Raw genomic sequence first — 26,458 nt, 5'->3', positions numbered from 1 at the left:
GAATCACCGACAGTGGCACGTGACTATTACGGCATCCTCGGAGTTGACCGCAACGCAACCGACTCTGAAATCAAGAAGGCGTACCGCAAGCTTGCCCGCAAATACCACCCTGATGTGAACCCCGGTGAGGAGGCGGCGGAGAAGTTCCGCGAGGCCTCCGTGGCCCATGAGGTGCTCACCGATCCGGATAAGCGCCGGATCGTGGATATGGGTGGCGATCCCATGGAGCAGGGCGGCGGTGCCGGCCACCCGGGTGGTTTCGGCGGTGGCGGTCTCGGTGACATCTTCGATGCCTTCTTCGGCGGTGGCGCGGGTTCCCGTGGTCCACGGTCGCGTGTGCAGCCCGGAAGTGACACCCTGTGGCGTGCCTCCATCACCCTGGAGGAGGCCTACACCGGTGTGAAGAAGGAGCTCACCCTTGATACCGCTGTGCTGTGTACCAAGTGTCACGGTTCGGGTTCCGCCTCCAACGCCAAGCCGAATACCTGTGGCACCTGCCATGGTTCCGGTGAGATCCAGGAGGTGCAGCGCAGCTTCCTGGGCAATGTCATGACCTCGCGTCCCTGCCACACCTGTAACGGCACCGGTGAGGTTATCCCGGATCCGTGTGATGAGTGTGCCGGTGATGGTCGTGTGCGTGCGCGCCGGGACATCGTGGCCAACATCCCGGCCGGTATCCAGACGGGCATGCGCATCCGCATGGCCGGTCAGGGTGAGGTCGGTGCCGGTGGTGGACCCGCCGGTGACCTCTACATCGAGGTCATGGTCCGTCCGCATGTGGTGTTCACCCGCGACGGCGATGATCTCCACGCCAGCATCCGCGTGCCCATGATCGATGCGGCGCTGGGTTCGGAGCTCCAGGTGGAGTCGCTGACCGGCGAGGAGGTCACCGTGGTGATCCCGGCGGGCACCCAGCCCAATGAGGTCATCACGCTTGAGGGCGAGGGCATGCCACGTCTGCGTGCCGAGGGCCGCGGCGATCTCATGGCCCACGTGGACCTGTTCGTCCCGACCGAGATCGATGAGCACACCCGTGAACTCCTGGAGCAGATCCGGGATCACCGCAGGGACAATTCCTCGGTGCACCGCGAGGGCGAGGAGCACGGCGGGCTGTTCGACAAGCTCAAGAACAAGTTCCGTAACCGCTGATGTCGCTTCCCGTCTTCATCTCCGACACGGTTGCCACCGCCGGTGAGCATGTCACCGTCACCGGCCCGGAGGGGCGCCACGCGGTCACCGTCAAGCGCATCAGTCCAGGTGAGCGCGTGATGCTTATCGACGGCCACGGCACCGCCCGCACCTGTCAGGTCACCGCGGTCAGTGGCAGGGACCGCATGGATGTGGTGGTGGAGAGCGTCGAGGAGATCCCACCGGCCGACCCCCGGGTCACCATCGTCCAGGCCATCCCGAAGTCCGAGCGCTCCGAGCTGACCGTTGACCTGCTCACCCAGGCGGGTGCGGATCGCATCGTGGCGTGGCAGTCACAGCGCACCATCGCCAAGTGGGCGGGCAAGGAGGAGAAATCACTGGCGAAGTGGCAGGCGGCCGCGGAGGCGGCCGCGAAACAGTCGCGGCGCGCAACCATCCCCGAGGTGGTCGGGGTGGTGGATACGGCGGGCGTCGACAAGCTCATTGCGGACGCGGACCTGGCGATCATCCTGCACGAGGAGGCCAGCAAGCCGTTCCGGGAATTGAATTTCACCGGCGATGTTGTAGTGATTATCGGGCCTGAGGGTGGGGTGTCGCCGGAGGAGATCCACCGGTTCACCGCCGCCGGGGCCCACACTGTGAAACTGGGCCCCGAGGTGCTCCGGACCGCATCCGCGGGAATGGTTGCCCTCGCGGCGATCGGCGTGCTGTCAGACCGCTGGTAAAGTTCTCGCTAATGACCCGAATCTCCTCCCCTGACCACACCAGAAAGCAGGCAGATACAGCACTGTGACTACCCCGCGAAGCACACGCACCGACGTTGTGTCCACCGTCTACAACCTCCAGCGCGATCTGGCGCCCACGGTTCTCGGCGTCACCGACGACAACCTGAGGGTGTTGGACAATCAGGTGGATGCTGATTTCCACGCCCGGGGTAGCCGCATCGAGCTGACCGGACCGGCCCATGAGGTCTCCCGCGCCGGGCGGATCCTCGATGAGCTTCAGGCCATCGCCCGCCGTGGCCATGTGATCAGCACGGATACCGTCAAGAACGTCATCAGCATGATCAATGTGGAGACCCCGCAGTCGGTGTCCGAGATCCTCACCGGTGACATCATCGCCCGCCGCGGCAAGGTCATCCGCGCCAAGACCCTCGGTCAGAAGGAATACGTCGACGCCATCGATGAGAACACCATCGTGTTCGGTGTGGGTCCCGCCGGTTCCGGCAAGACCTACCTGGCGATGGCCAAGGCCGTGGCGGCGCTGCAGTCCAAGCAGGTCAGCCGCATCATCCTGACCCGCCCGGCCGTGGAGGCGGGGGAGAAGCTGGGGTTCCTGCCCGGTACCCTCAATGAGAAGATCGACCCGTACCTGCGCCCCCTCCATGACGCCCTGCGCGACATGGTGGAGCCCGAGGTCATCCCGAAGCTGATGGAAGCCGGGATCGTCGAGGTCGCCCCGCTGGCCTATATGCGTGGCCGCACCCTCAACGATGCGTTCGTCATCCTCGATGAGGCCCAGAACACCACCCCGGCGCAGATGAAGATGTTCCTCACCCGCCTGGGATTCGGGTCCAAGATGGTGGTCACCGGTGACATCACCCAGGTTGACCTCCCCGGTGGGCAGAAGTCCGGTCTGCGCCTGGTGCGTCACATCCTGCGTGATGTGCCGGATGTGCACTTCACCGAGCTGACCTCCGAGGACGTGGTGCGCCACCAGCTGGTCGGCCACATCGTCAACGCCTATGACGAGTACGAGGAGCTGCAGGAAAAGCGCGAGAACGAGCGCCGCCGTGCCCGCGAGGAACGCGAGGAAGCTTTACGACGCGCTGTCGAGGGCGAAGCACGCGAACAGGAGGGTCTCCAGTCATGAGCATTGAGGTTTTCAACGAATCCGGTTACGACGGCGTGAATGAGGAGATGCTCATCGACGTCCTCTCCTTCGCCCTCGGCGAGATGGATATCCACCCCGACGCGGAGGCCTCCATCCACATCGTGGACTCCGCCACCATCGCGGAACTGCACGTCAAATGGCTGGACCTGGAGGGCCCGACCGACGTGATGAGCTTCCCCATGGATGAGCTCACCCCCGGTTACTCCCGCCCCGACGGCGCGACCCCCGGCCCGGCCATGCTCGGGGATATCGTGCTGTGCCCGGAGTTTGCGGAGAAGCAGGCCACCAAGGCGGGACATGACCTGCCCCACGAGCTGGCACTGCTCACCGTCCATGGGTGCCTGCACCTGTTGGGGTACGACCATGTGGAACCCGCGCAGGAACGCGAGATGTTCGCCCTGCAGAATGAACTGCTGGCCGACTGGTATGACGACGTGGACCGGCGTGGGGTGGTCTACCAGCCGAAACCCACCGGCCCCGGTGCCTTCCCGACCGCGGCCGACCGCCTGGAACTCGATCAGACCATGATTGCCGATGAGCAGGGCGAATCCGGCGAACCTGGCGAACCTGGCACCTCCGCCCGTTAACCGACCGCGGATGGAGAACCAGGAAAATCTATGATCACCGCTGAGATGGATGAAACCGTCCTATGGCTGGGGTTGGCCACCGTCGTCTCCCTGTTGCTGTCCGGACTGCTCGGGGCAATTGAATCCGCCGTCTCCACTGTCTCCCGCGCCCGCGTGGAGCAGATGCACAAGGATGACGTCGCCGGATCGGCGGCCCTGCTGCATGTCATCGACAACCGGGCCACCAACATCAACATCCTGGTGATGCTGCGCACCCTGCTGGATACCTCCGCGGCGGTGCTGGCCGGTGTCATCGCGGTCCATCTGGTCACCAGCGATGCCTGGGCGATCTTCCTGGCCATCGTGGTGGTTTCCCTCATCACCTTCGGTGTGGTGGGTGTGTTCGGCCGGACCGTGGGGCGGAAGAACCCCTATACCGTCTCCCTGCGCAGTGCGGTTGTCCTCACCGGCGTGGAGAAGGTGCTCGGCCCCCTGGCCAAACTGATCATCTGGGTGGGCAATGTCATCGCCCCGGGCCCGGGGTTGCGCAACGGCCCCTATGCCACCGAGGTGGAGCTGCGCGAGATGGTCGACATCGCCCAGGAACACGGGATCGTGGAGCTGGAGGAACGCCGCATGATCCAGTCGGTGTTCGACCTCGCCTCCACCACGGTGCGGCAGGTGATGGTGCCCCGACCTGAGATGATCTGGATCGAATCCGGCAAGAGCGCAGGCCAGGCCACCGCCCTGTGCGTGCGCTCCGGGCATTCCCGCATCCCGGTCATCGGTGAGAATGTCGATGACATCATCGGTGTGGTCTACCTGAAGGACCTGGTCAAGCAGACGTACTACGCCACCGACGGCGGCCGTTCCGTCACCGTCGACGAGGTCATGCGTCCGGCCAAGTTTATCCCCGACTCCCGCCCCCTGGATGCCCTGCTGCAGGAGATGCAGGAGGAACAGAACCACATCGCCATCCTCATCGACGAATACGGTGGCGTGGCCGGGTTGATCTCCATTGAGGACATCCTGGAGGAGATCGTCGGTGAGATCGCCGATGAGTACGACAATGACGAGGTCGCCCCGATTGAACAGATCGCCGAGCGTACCTACCGGGTGATGTCGCGACTGTCCCTCGAGGACCTGCGGGACCACCTGGAGGAGGAACTCGAGGTGGACCTCGACTTCTCCGATGACATCGATGATCAGGTGGACACCGTCGGCGGTCTCATCGCCTTCGAACTGGGCCGTGTGCCACTGCCCGGGGCCACCGTCGAGACCTCCGGGCTCCGGCTGACCGCGGAGGGCAAACGCAACCGCCGTGGCCGGTTGCGCATGCATTCGGCCGTGGTCGAGGTCCTGCCCGCGGTGGAGCAGGCGGAGAGCTGACGTCGGGTCGTCGCAAAGCGGCACTGCCGGATAACTACAACCGGGCCGGGTGGGACTATGCTGGTTAGTCATACTTCCCACGAGAGACCCAGTTAGAGGATCAATGAGCTTTACCGACACCCCGGAAGGTTTCCGTTCAGGCTTCGTCAGCTTCGTCGGCCGCCCCAACACAGGCAAATCCACACTGACCAACGCCCTGGTGGGTGAGAAGATCGCCATCACGGCCGATCAGCCTGAAACCACCCGCCACCCGATCCGCGGCCTGGTGCACCGGGATGACGCACAGATCATCGTCGTGGACACCCCCGGCCTGCACCGCCCGCGCACCCTCCTGGGTGAGCGCCTCAATGAATCAGTCAAGGACACCTACTCCGATGTGGACCTCATCGGTCTGACCATCCCGGCCACCGACAAGATCGGTCCCGGTGACCGCTGGATCCTCGACGCCGTGCGCACCGCCGTACCGAAGACCCCCATCGTGGGTATCGTCACCAAGATTGACAAGGCATCCCGCGACCAGGTGGCCGCCCAGCTCATGGCGCTTCATGAACTGCTCGGGGGCACAAGCGAGGTGGTCCCGGTGTCCTCGGCCTCGGGTGAGAACATCGACACCCTCGCCGGTGTCATCGCCGGTCTCCTCCCTGAGGGCCCGAAGTACTACCCGGATGACCACATCACCGATGAGGACACCGAGACCCGCATGTCGGAACTGATCCGTGAGGCGGCCCTGTCCGGCCTCAAGGATGAACTGCCGCACTCCATCGCCGTGGAGATCGACGAGGTCCTCCCGGATGAGTCCCGCCCCGGCACCCTCACCGTCCATGCGATCATCTACGTGGAACGCCCGGGCCAGAAGGACATCATCATGGGCCACAACAACCAGCGCATGGGCCGGATCATCCACAATTCCCGCCAGCAGCTGACGAAGCTGCTCGGCAAGAACATCTACCTGGATCTGCGCATCAAGATCCTCAAGAACTGGCAGTCCGATCCCAAGGCGCTCAACCGCCTGGGCTTCTAGACCCCCGCCGGCGAGGATTGGTGTAACCGGTGCGCAGGGAGAGTTACCGGGACCGTGCACTGGTGGTGCGGACCCACGACTTCGGGGAGGCCGACCGCATCGTCGTCCTGCTCACCCGTGATCACGGCATCGTCCGAGGGGTGGCCAAGGGGGTGAGGCGGTCGAAATCCCGGTTCGGGTCCCGCCTCCAGCTGTTCGTGGAACTGGACGTCCAGCTGTATCCGGGGCGCAACCTGTCCACGATCTCCGGTGCGGACACCGTGGGGTACTACGCCTCCGGCATCATCGATGATTTCAAACGCTATTCCGCGGCGTCGGCCATCCTGGAGATCGCCTCCAGCATCGCACCGATGGAGCAGGGACCGTACCTGTTCGACGCCACCACCTCCGCATTACAACGCATGCAGAACGCGGAGCACCCGGTATTGCTCCTGGATGAGTACATGCTCCGGGCAATGGACCATGCGGGCTGGGCCCCCAGCCTCTTCGACTGCGCCCAGTGCGGACGCCCCGGGCCGCACACCGCCTTCCACCCCGGCGCCGGCGGGGCGGTGTGTCTCTACTGCCGCCCCCAGGGCAGCGCGGAGGTGTCTGCCGAAACCCTGCACATGATGTGGCTGCTCGCCAGGGGCCAGGGTGGGCGGGTGCTGGCGGAGCACCCCGGGCTGACCGGCGCCATCCACCGGCTGGCCACCGCACACCTGCAGTGGCATCTGGAATGCAAACTTCCGACCCTGGAGGTCCTGGATCAGGTGTGAGACCGGGTGTGAGACCGGGTGCGGGACCGGGTGCGGGACCGGGTGCGGGACCGGGGTTAGGCCGGGTGTTGGTCCGGGTCTGGCCGGTGGGCGTGGCACAATGATGGATTGTGAGTGAACTTGTACCCCCCAACATCCCTGCTGAATTCCTGCCCCGGCACATCGCGCTGGTGATGGACGGAAACGGCCGCTGGGCCACGGAAAAGGGCATGAAACGCACCGAGGGCCACCGGCGTGGTGAGGCGGTGCTGCTCGATGTCGTGGATGCCTGCCTGGCACTCGGCGTGCCGTACCTGTCCGCGTATGCCTTCTCCACGGAGAACTGGCGCCGCTCCACCGATGAGGTCCGTTTCCTCATGGGGTTCAACCGCGATGTGCTGCGTCGTCAGCGGGACGGCCTGCACGAGAAGGGCGTCCGCGTCCGGTGGGTGGGGCGTCGTCCACGTCTGTGGCGCTCGGTGATCCGCGAGCTGGAGGCCGCGGAGGAACTGACCAAGGACAACACCAACATGACCCTGGCGATGTGTGTGAACTACGGTGGCCGCGCCGAGATCATCGACGCCGCCCGGGAGATCGCCCGGCAGGCGGCCGCGGGACAGTTGCGGCCCGAGCAGATCAACGAGAAGACCTTCCCGGATTTCCTCGATGAGCCCGATATGCCGGATGTGGACCTCTTCCTGCGCCCCTCGGGGGAGAAGCGCACCTCCAACTTCCTGCTGTGGCAGTCGGCATATGCTGAGATGGTGTACCAGGACAAGCTCTTCCCTGATTTCACCCCGCAGGATCTCTTCAACGCGGTGGAGGAATACGCCCGCCGCGACCGCCGGTTCGGCACCGCCTGATTCTCTGTGGGACATGACATGAGCGAGGATCCCGGTGCCGACCAGCCGGACATAGACCGGCACGCCACAGACAGGTATGCCACGACGCCGCCCACCCCGGATCAGCTCCGGCGGTGGCAGCGCTACCTGGCCAATGAGCGCGCCGAGGCGCAGGTCTACCGGGAGCTCGCCCGGAAACGCACCGGGGAGGAACGCGAGATCCTGCTGAAACTCGCGGAGGCGGAATCCCGCCATGAGGCCCACTGGCGCGGGCTGCTCGGTGATGCGGGCACGGGCCCACACAAACCGGATCTGCGCACCAGGATCCTGGGGGTGCTGGCGCGGCGTTTCGGGTCGGTGTTCTCCCTGGCGCTGATGCAGTCGGCGGAGTCCCGCAGCCCCTACAGCTTCGATGATGATGCCACGGAGCAGATGAGTGCGGATGAGCGCATCCACGCCGAGGTCATCCGTGGTCTGGCCACCCGCGGCCGGGAACGGATGAGCGGTAATTTCCGTGCCACGGTCTTCGGCATCAACGATGGGCTGGTCTCCAACCTCGCACTGGTCATCGGCGTGATGGCCAGCGGTGTCGCACCGCAGATCGTGCTCCTCACCGGCCTGTCCGGCCTGCTGTCCGGGGCGTTGTCCATGGCGGCCGGCGAGTACATCTCCGTGCGCTCCCAGCTGGAGCTTCTCGAGGCCTCCACCCCCGATCCGGAGACCCGCACCGCGATCTCCGAGCTTGACGTGGACGCCAATGAGCTCGAGCTGGTCTACCGCGCCCGCGGAATGACTGAGCACGAGGCGGCAGCCAGGGCTGCGGCCGTCTTCACCGCGCTGGTCTCCAGCAGGGGGGAGCTTGACGACGCCCATCTCATTCCGACCACTGATCGTGAGGAGACCGGCTCCGCCCGATCCGCGGCCCTGTTCAGCTTCCTCAGTTTCTCCGTGGGGGCCTTCATCCCCATCATCCCGCTGCTCTTCGGCCTGGGTGGGGTGGTGGCGGGAATTGTGGCCCTGGTGCTGGTGGGTGTCTCCCTGATGTTCACCGGTGGTCTCACCGGGGTCCTGTCCGGCAAACCACCGTTGTACCGGGCGCTCCGCCAGCTGCTGGTGGGATTGGGTGCCGCGTCGATCACCTACACCCTGGGGCTGGCCTTCGGCACGATACTCTAGGGAATCAGGCCTTCGCCTCCTCGGCATCCGTGCGGCACGTGGGGCACAGCCCGAAGATCTCCGCCTCGTGGCTGGTCATGCTGAACCCGTGGGTCCGGGCGATCTCCCCGGCCCAGGCCTCCACCGGGCCACCATCGATCTCCTCGGTGCGACCGCACTGGGTGCACACGAGGTGATGGTGATGTCCCTCATCGTGGCACTGACGGTAGAGGGTTTCACCGCCGGCGACGGTGAGTACATCCACGGCGTTGATCTCAGCCAGTGACTGGAGGGTGCGGTACACGGTGGTCAACCCCACGGAATGCTCCCGGGCGTTGAGTTCCGCGTGGATGGCCTTGGCGGAGGCGAAGTTGTCGATCTCCTCCAGGATGTCCACCACCGCCTTGCGCTGCCGGGTGCTGCGCACCCCGAGCTTGGGTGTGGACTTCTCTCCATGGCGGTTCAGGCCCATGCCACCCTCCTGAGAATCTGGGAAACAGTGGTTATTGTTCCTGATCCTACTCCGAAGTGGTCTCGGCGGTTTTTTCCGCAACCCGCAGTGCGAGCTTGAGGATGTCGATGATCGCCGGTTGCGCAAGCGAGTAGGACATCTGCCGGCCACGACGGTCGGCGTGCACCAGCTCAGCGGCTTTGAGCACCTTGAGGTGCTGGCTGACCAGTGGCTGCGAGCTACCTACCAGGGAGACGAGTTCGGAGACGTAGTGTGGTCGCTCATGCAATGCCACCAGCATGCGGATCCGGAGTGGGGAATCCACGGCACGGATGACGGCGCTCAGGGCGGCTATGTTGTCGGCGACGCTGAGCTCAGCGGAATCCACGACCTTATCGGGGGATAGGTGGATGGCTGTGGACGGATCCTCGTCATCGTGTGGGGGCGTGATCATCCTGTTAGTGACGTCCTGGACCACGAGACGCCTCCTTCCTGTTTCAAGACCGGGGGACTTCTCCTCCGGCATGTTTAGCACAAATGCTAGAATAGCCCCTTTTGGCTCTTCTGATGCGGTATTTGCGAAAATAAAAGAAATATTCTATATGTGATTTCTGCCCGATTTACCGTTAGGTATATCTCAATATCTAATGTTAATAGTTGGTTATAACATTTGATTAACTAATCGAGTGTGACCTTGGATAAACAGGCCCAGGGCAAACCGGCTTGTCAGGTGGGCTAGGATTGGAAAGGTCTGTCCTTAATCTTGGGACTAGTGAACTGCCAATCGACCTGGAGGAGAGCATCCGACGTGGCTCAGCAATCGATCATCGACACTGTTGTGAACCTGTGTAAACGACGTGGACTGGTGTACCCCTGTGGTGAGATCTACGGCGGCACCCGCTCGGCCTGGGATTACGGTCCGCTTGGCGTGGAGCTGAAGGAAAACATCAAGCGCCAGTGGTGGCGCACCATGGTGACCTCCCGACCCGATGTGGTCGGTGTGGACACCTCCGTCATCCTGCCGCGACAGGTCTGGGTCACCTCCGGACACGTCGAGGTCTTCACCGATCCGCTGGTGGAGTCCCTCCACACCCATAAGCGCTACCGCGCCGACCACCTGCTCGAGGCCTATGAGGAGAAGCACGGCCACCCGCCGGTCAACGGCCTCGCTGACATCAACGATCCGGAGACCGGCCAGCCGGGTAACTGGACCGAGCCGAAGGCCTTCTCCGGTCTGCTCAAGACCTTCCTGGGCCCCGTGGATGACCAGGAGGGTCTGCACTACCTCCGTCCGGAGACCGCGCAGGGCATCTTCGTCAACTTCAAGAACGTGATGAACTCCTCGCGCATGAAGCCTCCGTTCGGCATCGCCAACATCGGTAAGTCCTTCCGCAACGAGATCACCCCGGGTAACTTCATCTTCCGCACCCGCGAGTTCGAGCAGATGGAGATGGAATTCTTCGTCAAGCCGGGCGAGGACGAAGAGTGGCACCAGTACTGGATCGATACCCGCCACCAGTGGTACCTCGATCTCGGTGTGAACCCGGACAACCTGCGTCTCTACGAGCACCCGCAGGAGAAGCTGTCCCACTACTCCAAGCGCACCGTGGACATCGAGTACGCCTTCAACTTCGCCAACACCAAGTGGGGTGAGCTGGAGGGTATCGCCAACCGCACCGACTACGATCTGCGCGTCCACTCCGAGGGCTCCGGCGAAGACCTGTCCTACTTCGACCAGGAGACCGGCGAGCGGTGGATCCCGTACGTCATCGAACCGGCTGCCGGCCTGGGTCGTGCCATGATGGTCTTCCTCATGGACGCCTACCACGAGGACGAGGCACCGAACTCCAAGGGCGGCGTCGACAAGCGCGTCGTGCTCAAGCTGGACCGTCGCCTAGCGCCGGTCAAGGTCGCCGTCCTGCCGCTGTCGAAGAAGCCCGAGCTGTCCGGCCCGGCGGAGAAGCTGGCCGCCGAGCTGCGTCAGTTCTGGAATGTCGATTACGACACCTCCGGTGCCATCGGTCGTCGTTACCGCCGTCAGGATGAGATCGGTACCCCGTTCTGCGTCACCGTCGACTTCGACACCCTCGAGGACAACGCGGTCACCGTCCGTGAGCGTGACACCATGGAGCAGATCCGTGTGCCACTGGATGAGCTCCCGGGCTACCTGGCCCAGCAGCTCATCGGCTGCTAGGTAGCACAGCTGCCGCGGTGGATCGCGGCATATGAGGGGTAGCACCGGTTGGAAACGACCGGTGCTATTCTTATGTCCATGACCACGAAGGATCTCGCCGTGACCGAGTACACCTCCTGGGGCAAGCGCACCAGGACCGAGGGCCAGATATCCACCGACCTGCTGCGCGGGGAGGAACAGGAACGGATCGCCACCTTCGGTGATTCCACCTCCAAGGCCTTCACCTCCACCGCCACGGTGGGGGACCGGGAGTGGCAGCTGTCCTTTGATATCGATGGCACCGCCTCCGCGACCCTGCCCGATGGCAGGGTATTCACCGCCGACCCGGGGGAGAAGGGGTTCTCCAAGGCGAAGAACATCCTGATCGACATGGACGGCACCCAGATGGAAGCCATCCATGAAGGCAAGGGCAATTGGATCATCGATGATGCCGCATCCCAGAAGGTGGCACAGTTCACCGGGGTGAACAACGGTATGCGTCGGGCGATCCTGGAGTTTGAGAAGGGTATGCAACTGCCGGTGGATCAGGAGGTGTTCCTTTCCTGGACCACCCGCAAGACCCTGGAATCCAGGATGTTGGGTACCAGCTGGGCGCTGACGATCTTCCTGGTGATCCTCACCCCGATCATCGTCTACCTCATGTTCACGTAAGGCACCCGCCGAGTATGTCAGTTCCCCGAGGTAGATGAAGCCACAGGATTCCGATATGGACAGCAGTAAACGCCCGAAGGCGGGAATCTTCGGAGACCACACCCGCGAGACGTGGGTGTGGTTGGGTAATGAGCTTTTCGACGAAAGCGGCGAGATCATCGCCGATGTCCGGTCTGATGTTCTCTACGTCGCCAATGAGCGGCTGCTCATTGAATCAACGCCGGGAACCATGCGGTTCCGGTGTCGGGCCACCACCTCCGATGGGTCGGTGTTCACCATCAACCAGCAGTCCTTCTCCGTGAGTGAACTGGTGGCACGGTGCGGGCCGCGGCGGTATGAGCTCCGTCGGGTCTCCCCGTGGCGCAAGGAACGGGTGATCCTCAACGGTGGGGTGGAGGTGGCCCGCATGCGCCCCATGACCAGCGGGCGGGTGGAGTTCCACGTCGGCACCGCCGATGGGGATAAACTCCCCTTCGTGGATGCGGTCTTCCTCAGCTGGGGATGTGTCCTGGTGGATTCCGCGGTGCGCCGACCGCGGATCTAGAACCGGGCCGGTGGTTAGAAGCGACCCCCGCGGAAGCCACCACCACCGAAACCGCCGCCTCCGCCGAAGCCACCTCCGCGGAAACCACCACCACCGAAACCGCCACCTCCACCTCCGAAACCGCCACCGAAGCCTCCGCCACGACCACCACTGCTGAGGATGGAGTTGATGACCATGCCAGCCACGAGTGCCCCACCGGCACCGCCACCGGGCCTGTGCTGGCTGTTCATGCGGTTCTGGTAGTCGTTGATGTCGGACTGCGCGGCGGAGCTGGCACGTTTGCCCGCCACCGCGGCCTGACGTGCGTAATCGATGGCGGCCGGGGTATCGGAGGTCCGGTGCTGGGTGGCCATGGCGTGCAGCCGCTTGGCGTTGGCAAGGTGGGTGCGGGCATCGGATTTCACGATGCGACCACGGGTGGAGATCAGGTCCTCGGCTGCCTGGATCTGGCTTGCCGCTGCACGCAGCTGCTGATCGAAGACACGCAGCTGACGCTGCTGGTCGGCGGCGGTGGACCGTACCGCATCCAGCTGGGTGTCCAGGGCGGAATCGATGTCGGTGAGTTCCGTGTAGGTGCCCAGGGGATCCCTTTCTGCGTCGGCACGCGCGGTGGACAGTGCCTCGACGGCGCGTCGGACCGCCTCATCGAGAGCATTCCAGTCCGCCCGGGTGCCGTCACGCCCCGCCTGATTCTTCAGCTGTGCGGCCTCAGCGACCTCCTCCTCGATCTCGGTGATCAGGTCGGCGACATTGGCGCGGGCCACAGTAATGTTCTCATCGGCGTGTTCGATGCCCTCCAGCAGGCGGTCCGCGGTGGCCACGGCATGTTCCGCCTCCCGGATGACCTCGACCAGACCACCCTGCTGGCCGGCGGGTTTGGCCTGCAGCTCACGCGCATGGGACAACACTTTCTCGGATTCCTCGAGCGCGGCGGTGGCCAGTTCCGCATTGTTGTCGATGCTCTCCAGAACGGTGCTGCCGTAACGGGCGCGCAGGTCCGCCAGGGTCTGCTCCACGCGGGGCAGACGGGTGCGGACATCGACGGTCTTCTGGGTGATCTCATCCAACCTGGAGTCCGCATTGACCAGCAGGTTGCGCATCTCCGCGAAGTTCTCGGCCTCCGCGTCGAGGGCATCGTCGGCCTGCCCACAGGAGGAGACGATCTGCACCAACATGGCGCGTTTCTCGGCCTCAGTCTCGGGAATGGAGTCATTGAGGCGTTGCTGCAGTTCAAAGGCCTTCTGCAGGGTGGTCTGGGAGTGGTTCATCGCCCGGGTGAAGCTGCGGGTGCGTTCCGGCCCGAATTCCGCCATGGCGATATCGAGTTCCTCCCGACCCCGTCGGATGGATTCATCGGTGGAGGACAGCTCTTCCTCCGCTAGGGCTTCCAGGGTTTCAATGGGCAACTGCATGAGACGGTTGGTATCGCGTGGGTCGATGTTGCGGGCATCGGACAGGGTCTCGGCATTCTGCTTCTTCTGACGCTTCCGGTTGAATGCCCACAGGCCACCACCAGCGGCCACGGCGCCCACTCCGGCAACACCCAACCAGGCGGCGCTGGTGCCGGAATCCCCGTCGGAATCCCCACCATCGCCTGCGCCACCACCTGCACCCGCTCCACCGGCACCACCGGAGACGGACGCTGCCAGGTCAATCGCGGACTGGGCGAGATCGCCCCGGACCAGTTGGGCGTAGGCAGCCTCGTAGGCAGCATCCAGCTGGGGGCCGGTCCACGCGGAACCACCCTGGACACCGAAGAGGCCTTCTTCCGGGGACACGGCATAGATGAGGACGTTGCCGCCGCCGTTGGCCGCCAGGGCCTGCTGGGTCCAGGCGTCGGGATCAACACCGTCGAAGGAGTTGAGGAAGACCACGAAGATCTCGCGCTGTTTCTCCACCCGTGTCTGGTTGATCGCCTCCTCGATCGCGGAAATCTCGGAGGAGGACAACGTCCCGGTGTAATCGGTCACGCGGTCGGCGTACAGTTCCGGGGCCTCTGCCACCACCATCGTTGCCGGGGTAGTGGTGGCCAGCGCTGTGCTGACAGGGAAGGCACCCACCAGCAGCACACCGCCGGTACCCACAGCGAGGGCAGCCGCGGAACGGGCCATGAATGTCCGGATATTGTGCACACGCGTGTTCATGGGCACCACAATACCGGCACAATCCCCCTGAGCCCTGGCACACTGGTGAAGGTGAGGAAAATGTCCAGAGTGCCTGTGTACACCGCTACCGTCATGGGGGTGGTGGCGCAACCGGTCCTCCGCAGCCTGCTGTACTCCCTGTGGCGCCCCGGGAATGACCGGAGGGTGATCGATTCGATCCTGGTGCTCGGCACCGCGCAGTATGACGGTCGTCCGTCCCGGCAGTTCGCGGCCCGCCTGCGGCACACCGCGCAGCTGTGGCGGCAGCACGAGACCCAGCGGGTGTATGTCGTCGGCGGGAAACTGCCCGGTGACCGCTTCACCGAGGCGGAGGTGGCCCGGGAGTACCTGATCCGGGAGGGCGTGGAACCGGATCTGATCATCTCCCAGCCCACCGGCAATGACACCCGTGGTTCCTATGCCCCGCTTGATCCGGCGGATGTGGGACGTGTTTTGATTGTCACAGACCCCAACCACTCCTACCGGGCGGTGCGGATCGCGCGTCGCATGGGGTTCGACGCGTACCCGTCCCCGACGCCGTATACGCCGGCCACCTTCCCGTCGAAAAGCTTTTTCACCACGCTGTCCCACGAGTGGGGCGGGGTGCTGGTGCTGGATATCGTCGCGGTGGCGGGGGAGCGGGCGGCGGAGCGCGTGGAGGATGTCATGAGAGCGGTGCAGGGGTGGTTGCGGCCGTCGCGGCGCGCCCGGCACGAGGAACTGCGGAGGTTGAGGAAATAAGATGTACCCCTATTCGGAGCCCGATGCGCAGCGCCTGCACCAGGAGGCGCCCAAGGCCAGCCAGCTGGCCCACAGCGAGGTGGATCTGCGCAGCGACTTCTCCCGCGACCGTGCGCGCGTGCTGCACTCAGCTGCTTTGCGACGCCTCGCCGACAAGACCCAGGTCGTCGGCCCTCGCGACGGGGACACCCCGCGCACCCGGCTGACGCACTCCCTCGAGGTGGCGCAGATCGCGCGCGGCATGGGCAGCGGACTCGGCCTGGATCCGGAACTCTCGGAACTGGCAGGGCTGTGCCATGACATCGGTCATCCCCCCTACGGCCACAACGGTGAGAAGGCCCTCAACGAGGTCGCCGCGGCCTGCGGCGGCTTCGAGGGCAACGCCCAGACACTGCGCATCCTCACCCGCCTGGAACCGAAGGTCGTGTCCGCCGACGGCACCAGCTTCGGTCTCAACCTCACCCGGGCAGCCCTGGACGCAGCCTGCAAATACCCCTGGACCAAAACCAGCCCGGATGGCACCATCAACCGGAAATACGGTGCCTACGACGAGGATGCCCACCTCCTGGAGTGGGTGCGTCGGGGACACACGGACCTGCGCCCCAGCCTGGAGGCGCAGACCATGGACTTCTCCGATGACATCGCCTACTCCGTCCATGATGTGGAGGATGGCATCGTCGCCGGGCGCATTGATCTCAAGGTGCTGTGGGATCTGGTGGAGCTGGCGGCCCTGGCACAGAAGGGCGCCCGCGCCTTCGGTGGTGACCCGGAGGAACTCATCGAGGGTGCCGCCACCCTGCGGGAACTGCCCGTGGTGGCCGCCGCCGCGGATTTCGATGCCTCCCTGAGCTCCTACGCCGCACTGAAGGCCATGACCTCCGAACTGGTGGGCCGGTATGTCGGATCCACCATCGCCGCCACCCGCGCCGCCGCCCGCCTGGGGGAGTATGAGTTCGGACGCATGCACGGTGAACTTGTGATCCGCCCCGAGGCCGACCGCGAGGTGCGCCTGCTCAAGACCCTCGCGGTGCTCTACGTCATGGATGACCCCGGGCACCTCGCCCGCCAGGACCGCCAACGCGACCGCATCTTCCGGGTCTTCGACTACCTCACCCTCGGCGCGCCCGGATCCCTCGACCCGATGTACCGGCAGTGGTTCCTTGAGGCCGATGATGATGCCGGGCGTGCGCGCGTGGTGGTGGATCAGATCGCCTCCATGACGGAATCACGCCTGGAACGCCTGGCCCGCAATGCCTCCGGGATCTCGGGATTCCTGGGGTAGCCCACCGGCTGGACAACCATGCCGGAACGGGTCGGGTTTTCTCCGTGGAAACCCGCTGATTTCTTTCCAACAACAGGTGCTATTTGAGCAGATAGACATGTGTTTGCGGTGGTCAGAAACATGAGGAAAAAAACTGCGCAATTCAGGTGGTGTAGCAGATAAAACCTGATGTACAGTTTCGGGAATGTGTGGAATTGTCGGATACATTGGCCAAGCGGGTGACACCCGCAATTACTATGCGCTGGACGTGGTTCTGGAAGGACTGCGTCGCCTGGAATACCGCGGGTATGACTCCGCCGGTGTCGCGGTGTACGCGGACGGGGAGATCAGCTTCCGCAAGAAGGCAGGCAAGGTCGCAGCCCTGGAGGCGGAGATCGCCCGCGCGCCCCTGCCGGATTCGATCCTCGGCATCGGACACACCCGGTGGGCCACCCACGGTGGTCCCACCGACGTCAACGCGCACCCGCATGTGGTGGCCGGGGGCCGGCTCGCCGTAGTTCACAACGGCATCATCGAGAACTTCTCCGAGCTTCGTGCCGAGCTGACCGCCAAGGGCTACAACTTCGTCTCCTCCACCGACACCGAGGTGGCCGCCACCCTGCTGGGTGAGATTTACAAGACCGAGGCCGAGGGCGATCTGACCCGGGCCATGCAGCTGACCGGTCAGCGCCTGGACGGTGCCTTCACCCTCCTGGCCATCCAGGTCGACCACCCCGACCGCATCGTGGCCGCCCGCCGCAACTCCCCGCTGGTCATTGGACTGGGCGAGGGGGAGAACTTCCTCGGCTCCGATGTCTCCGGGTTCATCGACTACACCCGCAGTGCGGTGGAATTGTCCAATGACCAGGTGGTCACCATCACCGCCGAGTCCTATGAGATCACCGACTTCGACGGCACCCCGTCGGCAGGCAAGCCCTTCGCTGTCGAGTGGGACGCCGCCGCCGCCGAGAAGGGTGGCTTCCACTCCTTCATGGACAAGGAGATCCACGACCAGCCGGCCGCCGTCCGTGACACCCTGCTGGGGCGCATGGATGAAGACGGCAAGTTGACGCTCGATGAGCTGCGCATCGATGAATCCATTCTGCGTTCGGTGGACAAGATCATCGTGGTGGCCTGTGGCACCGCGGCCTATGCCGGTCAGGTGGCCCGCTACGCCATTGAGCACTGGTGCCGCATCCCGACCGAGGTCGAGCTGGCCCATGAGTTCCGCTACCGCGATCCCATCGTCAACGAGAAGACCCTGGTGGTGGCACTGTCCCAGTCCGGTGAGACCATGGACACCCTCATGGCGGTGCGCCATGCCCGTGAGCAGGGCGCGAAGGTGGTGGCCATCTGCAACACCGTCGGATCCACCCTGCCGCGCGAGGCCGATGCCTGCCTGTACACCTACGCCGGTCCGGAGATCGCCGTGGCCTCCACCAAGGCCTTCCTGGCGCAGATCACCGCGTCCTACCTGCTGGGTCTGTACCTGGCGCAGCTGCGGGGCAACAAGTTCGCCGATGAGGTCCGTGTCATCCTGGACTCCCTGCGCGAGATGCCGGCGAAGATCCAGGAGGTCATCGACAATGAGGAGCAGGTCAAGCAGCTCGGCCGCAGCATGGTTGATGCCAAGTCGGTGCTCTTCCTCGGCCGCCACGTCGGTTACCCGGTGGCACTCGAGGGCGCACTGAAGCTCAAGGAGATCGCCTACCTGCACGCCGAGGGGTTCGCCGCCGGCGAGCTCAAGCACGGTCCCATCGCGCTCGTGGAGGACGGCCAGCCCGTTTTCGTCATCGTGCCGTCCCCACGCGGTCGTGACTCCCTGCACGCCAAGGTGGTGTCCAACATCCAGGAGATCCGCGCCCGTGGTGCGGTCACCATTGTCATCGCCGAGGAGGGGGACACGGCTGTTGATGAGCACGCCAACTACATCATCCGCATCCCGCAGGCCCCGACCCTGATGCAGCCACTGCTGGCCACCGTGCCACTGCAGATCTTCGCCTGCGCCGTGGCCACCGAGAAGGGCTTTGACGTGGATCAGCCTCGTAACCTGGCCAAGTCCGTCACCGTGGAGTAGAGAGCTTTACGACGCTTCACGGCACCGGGTCAGTCCCGGCCGGCAGCCTCAGCGACACACCGAGATCCCCACAGATCCGGTTGATCGCCGAGGCTGTTTTCTCGTCCACCGCCCAGATGCCCTGGATGGTGATGCTGCGCAGGCCGGTCTCCTTGATCAGGTCGGCCAGCCCGTCGAGGTTGGTGGGCCCGGGTCGGTCGATGCCCCAGGCGGCGCGGCCGATGAGCGCCAGGACATCCGCCCGGGTGTGGAAGGAGCCACGGATCACGATGTGCATGGTCTAGCCTTCCGCATCCGTGAGCTCGTCCGTGATCTCACAGAAGGACTCGTAGTGGTCCCCGGTGAAGTACCAGACATCGGGATCGGTCTCGGTGCTGCCACCGGTGACGATGCGCAGCGGACCACGGTGGTTCAGCCCGGGGGTGTCCACGGTGTATTCCCGGTAGTAGCCTGCGGGCTCCTCGGGCAGGATGCCCTCATAGTTGCCGAAGCGGGTGCCGTCATTGTCCGGGTAGGCGAAGGGACCGCCGGTCAGGATGTCCTCCACCACCGGTTCGGTCTGATCGGGCAGGCTCTCCAGGGAGCAGGCGGGCAGGCCACTGGTGGTGCGTAGTGGGGCCACGGTGCTGGTTGCGCTGGTGGCTGTCGTTGCTGTGGTGTCCGCCTGGTCCTCACCGGAGGCATTGATCCCCAACCAGGTGGCTGCGGCGATCAGCGCCACCCCGAGCACACCGGTGATTTTCTTGTTACCGCTTCTCTGCATGGGGTCAATACTCTCACATTCTGTGGATGGGAATCATGTCCCGGCAAGGGGCTAGAGTGTTCACCATGACAAAGGGACGCATACCGGAAAGCGATATCCAGGCAATCCGTGAACGAACCCCGATCGAGGAGATCGTGGGTGACTACGTGCAGCTCAAGAGCGCCGGCGCGGATTCACTCAAGGGACTCAGCCCCTTCAAGGACGAGAAGACCCCGTCGTTCCATGTCCGCCCCAACCGCGGGTACTACCACTGTTTCTCCACCGGCAAGGGCGGGGATGTGTATTCCTTCCTCATGGAGATGGAACACATCTCCTTCCCCGAGGCGGTGGAGGTCTGCGCGGAGAAGATCGGTTACCAGATCAACTACCAGGGTGGTGGCCCAGGTCGGCGTGAGGAACCCGGTACCCGTCAGCGTCTGGTCGCCGCGAACAAGGCGGCGCACCAGTTCTACCGGGAGCAGCTGGAGACCCCCGAGGCCCAGCCCGGGCGGGATTTCCTCCTGCAGCGTGGTTTCAGCCAGGAGCACATCTACCATTTCGAATGCGGTTACGCCCCGGCCGGATGGGACACCCTGACCAAGCACCTGCTGAAGAAGGGCTTCGAATTCAAGGAACTTGAGGCCGCCGGATTGTCCAAGATGGGCAGGCGGGGACCCATCGACCAGTTCCAGCGTCGTCTGCTGTGGCCCATCAAGAACCTCTCCGGTGATGTCATCGGTTTCGGCGCCCGCAAGCTTTTCGACGATGACAAGATGGGCAAGTACATGAACACGCCCGAGACCCTGCTGTACAAGAAATCCAAGGTGCTCTTCGGCCTGGACACCGCCAAGCGGACCATCGCGCAGAGCCACCAGGCCGTGGTGGTGGAGGGGTACACCGATGTCATGGCCATGTACGCCGCCGGCATCAACACCGCCGTGGCCTCCTGTGGCACCGCCTTCGGTGATGAGCACCTCCAGATGCTGCGCCGGTTGATGTTGGATGACAATTACTTCCGCGGGGAACTCATCTACACCTTCGACGGTGATGAGGCCGGCCAGAAGGCCGCCATGCGTGCCTTCGAGGGTGATCAGAAATTCACCGGCCAGTCCTATGTGGCCGTGGCACCGAAGGGGATGGATCCCTGCGACCTGCGTCTGGAGCGTGGGGATGCGGCCGTGCGGGATCTGGTGGCCAGCCGGATACCCATGTTCGAGTTCGTCATCCAGTCCATCATCAGTGAATATCCCCTGGACACGGTGGAGGGACGGCTCAATGCGCTGCGCCGTGCGGTGCCGATCGTCGCGGGTATCCGCGACCGGACCCTCCAGTCGGAGTATGCCCGGCTGCTCGCCGGTTGGGTGGGGTGGCCCGACCCCGCGGAGGTGCTCCAGCAGGTGCACGAGGAGGTCCGTCGACCCAAACCGCAGAAGAGGCAGATGCGGGCCACCCGTTTCGATGCGCAGAACCTGGAGGATCAGAGCACCCGCCCCCAGATGGTCATGCCCGATCCGCGTAACCCCGCCCTGTGGCAGGAACGTGAATCCCTCAAGATCGCCCTCCAGCACCCGGAACTGGCGGGATCCTATTTCGATGGTCTGGCGGTGGATTGTTTCACCAACCCCGCCTATCGCATGGTCCGGGATGCCATCACCGCGGCCGGTGGGTGCGAACAGACCACCGGTGGGGTGGACTGGTTGCCGCGGGTGTCCGAGAACATGGCGGATATCCTGGGCACCTCGCTGGTGTCCGAACTGGCCATGGAACCCATCGAGGTGGAGGCCCAGGACCTCGAGTCCTACACCGATGGGGTGTTATCCCGACTCCAGGAGACACGGGTGGGCAACCAGATCGCGGTGCTCAAGAGCCAGCTGCAGCGCATGCGCCCCTCCGATGATGAGCAGGCCTACAACTCCCTGTTCTCCGACCTGGTGGCCCTGGAACAGGCCCGGCGGGAACTGATGGCGCGGGCGTTCCGGGGCTGAACCGGTCTCTGACTAATCCTCATCCGGCTCGAGGACGCTGTGGCCGTCGTCGGTACGCAGATTACGTACCTCCTTCATCCGCGGTTCCGGGTCGAGCTTGTTGGCGATGGCGCGGCGGGTGGCATTCACCGCGGCCTTGGTCGCCGGGGAGTTGATGGCGGTTTCATATCCCTTTTTGATCTGGTGGTATCGCTTACGCCCGGCCTTGGTGCCTAACACGTACCCGGCGGCGGCGCCGATAACAAGCTGGATCATGGGTGGATGGTCTCCCTAGGAAATCGGATGTAGTCGACAGTTATTACCGATAGCCTACCTGGTCCGGGCGTTCTCAAAATTGATGGCGCGGGCCGCGCGGACCAGACCGATGTGGGAAAACGCCTGCGGGAAGTTGCCCGCCAGACGCCCGTGGGTGGGGGAGTACTCCTCGGCGAGCAGCCCCAGGGGACTCTGGATGGACAGCACGCGTTCCATCATCTCCTTGGCCTCCTCGAGTCGTCCCGACAGTGCGTATTGTTCGATGAGCCAGAAGGAACAGATGAGGAACGGGTACTCATCACCCTCCAGACCATCGGACCCATCGGTGAGGTAACGGTGGAGGAAGCCCTGCGCATCGAGCAGTTCCTCCTCGATGCGGGCGACGGTGCTGAGCATCTTCGGATCCGTGGGGGAGATGAACCCCATCTGCACGATGTGCAGCAGGGAGGCATCCACCTGGGTGTTGTCGTAACACTGGGTGAAGGACTGGATCTCCTCGTTGTACCCACACTCCATGATCTCCTCACGGAGACGGCCACGAAGTTCGCGCCACCGGTCCGCGGGGCCGTCCAGGCCGTATTCCTCGACAGCCTTGACCCCACGGTCGAACGCCGCCCACATGGCCACCCTGCCGTGGGTGAAGTGCTTCGGTTCGGAGCGCATCTCCCAGATGCCGTGATCCTTGCGGTTGTAGTGAAGTTCCTGGAATTCCAACATGGCTTTCTGCATGCCCCAGGAGAACTCATCCTCCCGGCATCCCGCACGTCGGATGGTTTCCAATGCGACCATGACCTCGCCGACCACATCGGCCTGGTACTGTTCGGCCGCGCCGTTACCCACGCGCACGGGAACGGAGTTCTCATACCCGCGGAGGTGGGGAAGTTCGCGTTCCGGGAGGTGGCGTTCGCCACCGAGTCCGTACATGATGCGCAGTTTCTCCGGGTCACCGGCGATCGCGCGCAGCAACCAGGCACGCCACTGCAGGGCGGCCTGGGAGAAACCGTATTCCACGAGCGATTCAATGGTGAAGGCGGAATCCCGCAGCCAGACATAGCGGTAGTCCCAGTTGCGCACCCCACCGAATTCCTCCGGCAGGGAGGTGGTGGGGGCGGCGACAATGCCACCTGTCTTCAGGTCGGTCAGGGCCCGCAGGACGAGCATGGAGCGGCGCACCTCGTCGTCGTAAAGCTCCTGCTGCGGTAGCGCATCCACCCAGTGCGACCAGAACCCCACCGTCTGCTCGAAGGAGCTGGAGTAATCTGGTAACGGTGGATGCTCCTCGAAGGATGGGGACCAGGTGAGCACCCAGTTCAGGGAATCCCCCGCCGTCAGCGTGAAGGTGCCGCTATGGCAATCGGAGCTCGGCCGGTGGGGCATCTTCGGTCCGCGGACATAGACCGCATTGGGGCCGGCCACCGCCTGGATCACGCTGTGGTCGCCGTGATCCGCCGAACGGAAATACGGGATGGATTCGCCGTAGTCGAACCGCAGACGCAATATCGCCTCCACGTCGATCTCCCCGTCGATGCAGTGCACGGTGCGCACCAGATCCGTGAGGGAATCCGTCTGGTCGTGGATCGGCATGAAATCCACCACCCGGGCGAGACCCGTGGGGGAACGCCAGACGGTCTGCACCACGAAGGAATCACCCAGATAGGTCTGGCTGATCACCTCACCATCCGGGACGTGGATACGCCAGTGCCCATGATCATGATCACCGAGCAGACGGGTGAACACCGCCTCGGAGTCGAACCTGGGTAGGCACAACCAGTCGATGCTGCCATGCCTGGACAGCAACGCCGCTGTGTGGGTGTCTGACAGCAGGGCGTAATCCTCCAGAGGTGTATCCAATGGGACAGATGGTGCTGTACTCGCGGTGTTCTCCATGCGTGCCAGGGTAGAGCGGTTCACAGTGTGGTGACAATCAAAGTGACAATCAGTCTCACCCTGCCGGTTGGTCCACCGCTTCATTGTGGACGGTGGTCGTGGCTTCGATGCCGTGGGTGAGTGATCTCTTCACCGTGCATAATGTGCCCACGGAACGCTCCGCAGCCTGAATGAGTTTCTCGATTCTCTCCGCCGACAGGGAGGCCATGTCGGTGGTGATGGTGTTGCTCAGGTGGGTGATCCGGTTGGTGTCGGGGGCGTAGGTGGCCTGCGCCGTGGAGGAGACGGACGCATCGGCGCCGAGCTTGTCCACCAGCTGGGCTTCCGCGGACAGCGCCGCACACCCGGCGAGTGCGGCCTGGAGCAGTTCGACGGGGGAGAAGCTGCCTTCGGCACCTTCCATGCCAATGGTGAGCGTGGCACCCCGGCGATTATCGACGGACAACGTCCACGGCCCGGTGCGGGTGGCGGTAATGGGTGCGGTGAGGGACGTCGCGTGGGAAGCGGGATCTGTGGCCATGGCTCCCAGGCTACGTCGACCGACCCCAGGTGCAGGGGTGTGTGATCATTTTCGTTGGTTTGCGCGGGACAACAGCCGGATTGGGTTGCCTGGGGGCACAAATCAACGAAATCGTTCAGCGGCACTTCCGGGTTAAACCCTAAAAAGTGTGTCCGGATTCCAGGCTTCCCAGGACAAAGCAAAAAACCCACCGAATAATTTCGGTGGGTTTTATTTCTGCTCCTCCAACTGGGCTCGAACCAGTGACCCTTCGATTAACAGTCGAATGCTCTGCCAACTGAGCTATGGAGGAATACTCTTGTTGTTTGGGCAGTGGCTGTGTGCCGCTTCCCTGCAACGAGAATTAACTATAGCCCGAGGCTTTCACAACACACAAATCGCCAGCTCAGGATGTAAATCCGGTGCCGTAAACCCAGTCCAGGGCCACCGCCGGGGCGACCGGGGAGTCGGGCAGGGTGATGTCGGCGACCCGCAGCCAGCGCCGCTGCACGGACTCCGGCCCAAGGGTGGCGATGGCGTACCCGTGGGCATCCAGATCCACATGGCGCACATGTGGGGCGTTGGCACGGATGAAGCCCTCACTGCCGTGGCTGACGGGGTTGTCCTCAGGTAATCCGAGGAAATCGTTGACATTGGCGGAGGTGATGGAACTGCCGACCAGTTCCACCCCGATGTGCCGGTCGCCGTGGCGCAGGGTGCTACCCCACTCGGAGTGGATGTCCCCGGTCAGGAAGAGGGAGGGGCGGCCGGTGTCCGCGAGGACGGAGAGCAGACGGTCGCGTTCGCGGGAGTACCCGTCCCACTGGTCGAGATTGGCGGGCAGGGGATCCGGCAGTTGGATGTGGGGGCCGCCGGTGACCTGCATGGGGGCGAACATCACCGAGCTGCCGATGATGTTCCACCGGGCGGTGGTGTTATCGATCTGGGTTTTCAACCAGTCGAACTGTGCGGTCCCCATCATAGTGGTCCCGCGCATCCCACCCAGCCACTGCTGGTGGGTGGGCGGGATGTCGCGGAAACTGCGCAGATCCAGCATGGACAGCTGTCCCAGGGTGCCGAAGGTGAATGAGCGGTAGAGGAGGTCGCTGGAGCCCGCGCGGATCGGCAGCCACTCCAGGTAGGCCTGCCGTGCCGCCTGTTTGCGGTCGTGCCAGGGTCCTTCATGGGGCTGGTGGTTCTGTGCGCCGTCCCGCCAGGAATTGTTGGCGGTTTCGTGGTCATCCCACATCACGATCCACGGCAGGGCGGCGTGGGCGGCCTGCAGGTCCGGGTCGGTGCGGTGCAGACCGTAGCGTGTACGGTACTGGTCGAGGCGGATGGTCTCCTCGGCGGGTTCGGTGGCGCGCACCATTCCGGCCCCGCCGATGAATGTGCCACGCGCGTATTCGTAGATGTAGTCCCCGAGGAATACCACCAGGTCCAGCTCACCGGCGCGCCGGGCGATGTCACCGAACGCCGCGAAGTGGCCGGCCTCCCAGTTGGCGCACGAGGCCACGGCGAGGGTGAGGGAGGACAGTGGGGCGTCGATAAGCGGAAGCGTCGTGGTGGTCCCCACCGGTGACCGCTCGCCATCCGGCGCGGTGAACCGGTAGTAGTAGCGGGTTGCGGGCTCCAGCCCGCCCGGGTCGACGTGGACGGTGTGGTCGCGTTCCGGCCCCGTCACCACGGTGCCGCGCGCCACGACGGTGCTTATCGACGCCTCCCTCGCCACCTCCCACACCACCCCGACGGACTCACCCACCCCGCTGCCCGGGGTTGCCTCCGGCGTGGGGGTGACACGCGTCCACAGGATCACCGAGCCCGGTGTGGGGTCCCCCGATGCGACCCCGTGCTGAAACCAACGGTGCGGGTCTGCGGCGTGCGCTGTTCTTGTCCCACCGACGGTGACCGCTGCCGCCGTCGCTGTGAGGGCCGTGCCCTGGAGGAAACGGCGACGGGGGATGTGTGCTGCCTGCATGGTGAGCTCCTCGGCGCGGGAGGGGAATAGGTCCTCATGATAATGCGACACGAACCGGGGGTTGGCACGTTGAGGGAAAAGGTGATGGGTATAATAAGCGCGTTGTCTGATAAGGCAACGATGGACGGGGGCTATAGCTCAGTCGGTTAGAGCTACGGACTCATAATCCGTTGGTCGCGGGTTCGAGCCCCGCTGGCCCCACCGAGTCCGTGATCAGAGGCCGTCATGCGCATATGCATGACGGCCTCTGTCATCTTTTCCGGTTCCTCCGGCCCCGCCTCAGGGGTTCGGGGTCGG

At 64.2% G+C, this 26,458-nt stretch carries 25 protein-coding genes and 2 tRNA genes; 17 read left to right on the top strand and 10 right to left on the bottom strand.

Features of this window, described 5'->3' with window-relative positions:
* Window positions 1-12 precede the first annotated feature (12 nt).
* From dnaJ to H9627_RS01695, 9 genes are all read left to right on the top strand, one after another.
* Window positions 13-1,149, top strand: coding sequence for a molecular chaperone DnaJ (gene dnaJ / locus H9627_RS01735; RefSeq protein ID WP_191732292.1), 1,137 nt, complete (start codon window positions 13-15; stop codon window positions 1,147-1,149).
* Complete coding sequence (locus H9627_RS01730) at window positions 1,149-1,874, top strand: 16S rRNA (uracil(1498)-N(3))-methyltransferase (protein WP_191732291.1); 726 nt, start codon at window positions 1,149-1,151, stop codon at window positions 1,872-1,874. The genes dnaJ and H9627_RS01730 overlap by 1 nt, the downstream gene beginning before the upstream one ends.
* Window positions 1,875-1,971: 97 nt before the next feature.
* Window positions 1,972-3,021, top strand: coding sequence for a PhoH family protein (locus tag H9627_RS01725; protein ID WP_318247744.1), 1,050 nt, complete (start codon window positions 1,972-1,974; stop codon window positions 3,019-3,021).
* Window positions 3,018-3,629: an rRNA maturation RNase YbeY gene (gene ybeY / locus H9627_RS01720; RefSeq protein ID WP_191732289.1), complete on the top strand. Its 612-nt coding sequence runs from the start codon at window positions 3,018-3,020 to the stop codon at window positions 3,627-3,629. Before H9627_RS01725 ends, ybeY begins: the two co-directional genes overlap by 4 nt.
* Window positions 3,630-3,674: 45 nt before the next feature.
* Window positions 3,675-4,997, top strand: a complete 1,323-nt coding sequence (locus tag H9627_RS01715) for a hemolysin family protein (RefSeq protein ID WP_191732463.1) — start codon at window positions 3,675-3,677, stop codon at window positions 4,995-4,997.
* Between the two features lie 103 nt (window positions 4,998-5,100).
* Window positions 5,101-6,018, top strand: coding sequence for a GTPase Era (era, locus tag H9627_RS01710; RefSeq protein ID WP_191732288.1), 918 nt, complete (start codon window positions 5,101-5,103; stop codon window positions 6,016-6,018).
* 29 nt (window positions 6,019-6,047) lie between these two features.
* Window positions 6,048-6,776, top strand: coding sequence for a DNA repair protein RecO (recO, locus tag H9627_RS01705; protein ID WP_191732287.1), 729 nt, complete (start codon window positions 6,048-6,050; stop codon window positions 6,774-6,776).
* A gap of 107 nt (window positions 6,777-6,883) precedes the next feature.
* Window positions 6,884-7,618, top strand: coding sequence for an isoprenyl transferase (locus H9627_RS01700; RefSeq protein ID WP_191732462.1), 735 nt, complete (start codon window positions 6,884-6,886; stop codon window positions 7,616-7,618).
* Between the two features lie 18 nt (window positions 7,619-7,636).
* Window positions 7,637-8,773, top strand: a complete 1,137-nt coding sequence (locus tag H9627_RS01695; RefSeq protein WP_225213348.1) for a VIT1/CCC1 transporter family protein — start codon at window positions 7,637-7,639, stop codon at window positions 8,771-8,773.
* A 4-nt stretch (window positions 8,774-8,777) separates the two neighbouring features.
* Here H9627_RS01695 and H9627_RS01690 read toward each other — a convergent pair whose 3' ends face one another.
* The gene (locus H9627_RS01690; RefSeq protein WP_191732286.1) at window positions 8,778-9,224 is read right to left on the bottom strand and encodes a Fur family transcriptional regulator; all 447 of its coding nucleotides are present in this window, start codon (window positions 9,222-9,224) and stop codon (window positions 8,778-8,780) included.
* Between the two features lie 46 nt (window positions 9,225-9,270).
* Window positions 9,271-9,681: an ArsR/SmtB family transcription factor gene (locus tag H9627_RS01685; protein WP_191732285.1), complete on the bottom strand. Its 411-nt coding sequence runs from the start codon at window positions 9,679-9,681 to the stop codon at window positions 9,271-9,273.
* 330 nt (window positions 9,682-10,011) lie between these two features.
* Between H9627_RS01685 and H9627_RS01680 the strand changes: the two genes are divergently transcribed.
* The 3 genes from H9627_RS01680 (at window position 10,012) to H9627_RS01670 (ending at window position 12,592) form a co-directional block, all read left to right on the top strand.
* The gene (locus H9627_RS01680) at window positions 10,012-11,397 is read left to right on the top strand and encodes a glycine--tRNA ligase (RefSeq protein ID WP_191732284.1); all 1,386 of its coding nucleotides are present in this window, start codon (window positions 10,012-10,014) and stop codon (window positions 11,395-11,397) included.
* A 78-nt stretch (window positions 11,398-11,475) separates the two neighbouring features.
* Window positions 11,476-12,048: a hypothetical protein gene (locus H9627_RS01675; RefSeq protein WP_191732283.1), complete on the top strand. Its 573-nt coding sequence runs from the start codon at window positions 11,476-11,478 to the stop codon at window positions 12,046-12,048.
* Between the two features lie 55 nt (window positions 12,049-12,103).
* On the top strand, window positions 12,104-12,592 hold the full coding sequence (locus tag H9627_RS01670) for a hypothetical protein (RefSeq protein ID WP_191732282.1): 489 nt from the start codon (window positions 12,104-12,106) through the stop codon (window positions 12,590-12,592).
* Window positions 12,593-12,606: 14 nt separating this feature from the next.
* Here the strand turns inward: H9627_RS01670 and H9627_RS01665 are convergent, their stop codons facing one another.
* Window positions 12,607-14,736, bottom strand: a complete 2,130-nt coding sequence (locus tag H9627_RS01665; protein ID WP_191732281.1) for a TPM domain-containing protein — start codon at window positions 14,734-14,736, stop codon at window positions 12,607-12,609.
* 93 nt (window positions 14,737-14,829) lie between these two features.
* Between H9627_RS01665 and H9627_RS01660 the strand changes: the two genes are divergently transcribed.
* The 3 genes from H9627_RS01660 to glmS all read left to right on the top strand — a co-directional run bounded on the left by H9627_RS01660 (window position 14,830) and on the right by glmS (window position 18,815).
* Window positions 14,830-15,477: a YdcF family protein gene (locus tag H9627_RS01660; RefSeq protein WP_404826186.1), complete on the top strand. Its 648-nt coding sequence runs from the start codon at window positions 14,830-14,832 to the stop codon at window positions 15,475-15,477.
* 1 nt (window position 15,478) lies between these two features.
* Entirely contained in the window at window positions 15,479-16,759 is a 1,281-nt protein-coding gene (locus tag H9627_RS01655; RefSeq protein ID WP_191732280.1) for a deoxyguanosinetriphosphate triphosphohydrolase, read from the top strand.
* Between the two features lie 184 nt (window positions 16,760-16,943).
* Complete coding sequence (gene glmS / locus H9627_RS01650) at window positions 16,944-18,815, top strand: glutamine--fructose-6-phosphate transaminase (isomerizing) (protein ID WP_191732279.1); 1,872 nt, start codon at window positions 16,944-16,946, stop codon at window positions 18,813-18,815.
* Window positions 18,816-18,831: 16 nt separating this feature from the next.
* Here glmS and H9627_RS01645 read toward each other — a convergent pair whose 3' ends face one another.
* Together H9627_RS01645 and H9627_RS01640 are read right to left on the bottom strand one after the other, a co-directional pair.
* On the bottom strand, window positions 18,832-19,092 hold the full coding sequence (locus H9627_RS01645; protein WP_191732278.1) for a hypothetical protein: 261 nt from the start codon (window positions 19,090-19,092) through the stop codon (window positions 18,832-18,834).
* 3 nt (window positions 19,093-19,095) lie between these two features.
* A complete protein-coding gene (locus tag H9627_RS01640) occupies window positions 19,096-19,578 on the bottom strand; it encodes a ribonuclease domain-containing protein (RefSeq protein WP_191732277.1) in 483 nt (160 codons plus the stop codon).
* A gap of 65 nt (window positions 19,579-19,643) precedes the next feature.
* Here H9627_RS01640 and dnaG point away from each other — a divergent pair, with 65 nt between their 5' ends.
* Entirely contained in the window at window positions 19,644-21,542 is a 1,899-nt protein-coding gene (dnaG, locus tag H9627_RS01635; RefSeq protein WP_191732276.1) for a DNA primase, read from the top strand.
* A gap of 12 nt (window positions 21,543-21,554) precedes the next feature.
* Here dnaG and H9627_RS01630 read toward each other — a convergent pair whose 3' ends face one another.
* The 5 genes from H9627_RS01630 to H9627_RS01610 all read right to left on the bottom strand — a co-directional run bounded on the left by H9627_RS01630 (window position 21,555) and on the right by H9627_RS01610 (window position 26,161).
* Complete coding sequence (locus tag H9627_RS01630) at window positions 21,555-21,797, bottom strand: hypothetical protein (protein ID WP_006768171.1); 243 nt, start codon at window positions 21,795-21,797, stop codon at window positions 21,555-21,557.
* A gap of 54 nt (window positions 21,798-21,851) precedes the next feature.
* Complete coding sequence (locus tag H9627_RS01625; protein WP_191732275.1) at window positions 21,852-23,684, bottom strand: glycoside hydrolase family 15 protein; 1,833 nt, start codon at window positions 23,682-23,684, stop codon at window positions 21,852-21,854.
* Window positions 23,685-23,739: 55 nt separating this feature from the next.
* A complete protein-coding gene (locus H9627_RS01620) occupies window positions 23,740-24,204 on the bottom strand; it encodes an OsmC family protein (protein ID WP_191732274.1) in 465 nt (154 codons plus the stop codon).
* A 219-nt stretch (window positions 24,205-24,423) separates the two neighbouring features.
* Window positions 24,424-24,496: transfer RNA gene (locus H9627_RS01615), tRNA-Asn, on the bottom strand.
* A gap of 93 nt (window positions 24,497-24,589) precedes the next feature.
* Window positions 24,590-26,161: an alkaline phosphatase D family protein gene (locus H9627_RS01610; RefSeq protein WP_191732459.1), complete on the bottom strand. Its 1,572-nt coding sequence runs from the start codon at window positions 26,159-26,161 to the stop codon at window positions 24,590-24,592.
* 127 nt (window positions 26,162-26,288) lie between these two features.
* Between H9627_RS01610 and H9627_RS01605 the strand changes: the two genes are divergently transcribed.
* Window positions 26,289-26,362: transfer RNA gene (locus H9627_RS01605), tRNA-Ile, on the top strand.
* Window positions 26,363-26,458: the final 96 nt, after the last annotated feature.

Source organism: Corynebacterium gallinarum (genome assembly GCF_014837045.1).
GTDB lineage: Bacteria > Actinomycetota > Actinomycetes > Mycobacteriales > Mycobacteriaceae > Corynebacterium > Corynebacterium gallinarum.
This window is presented reverse-complemented; position numbering and strand designations above follow the sequence as displayed.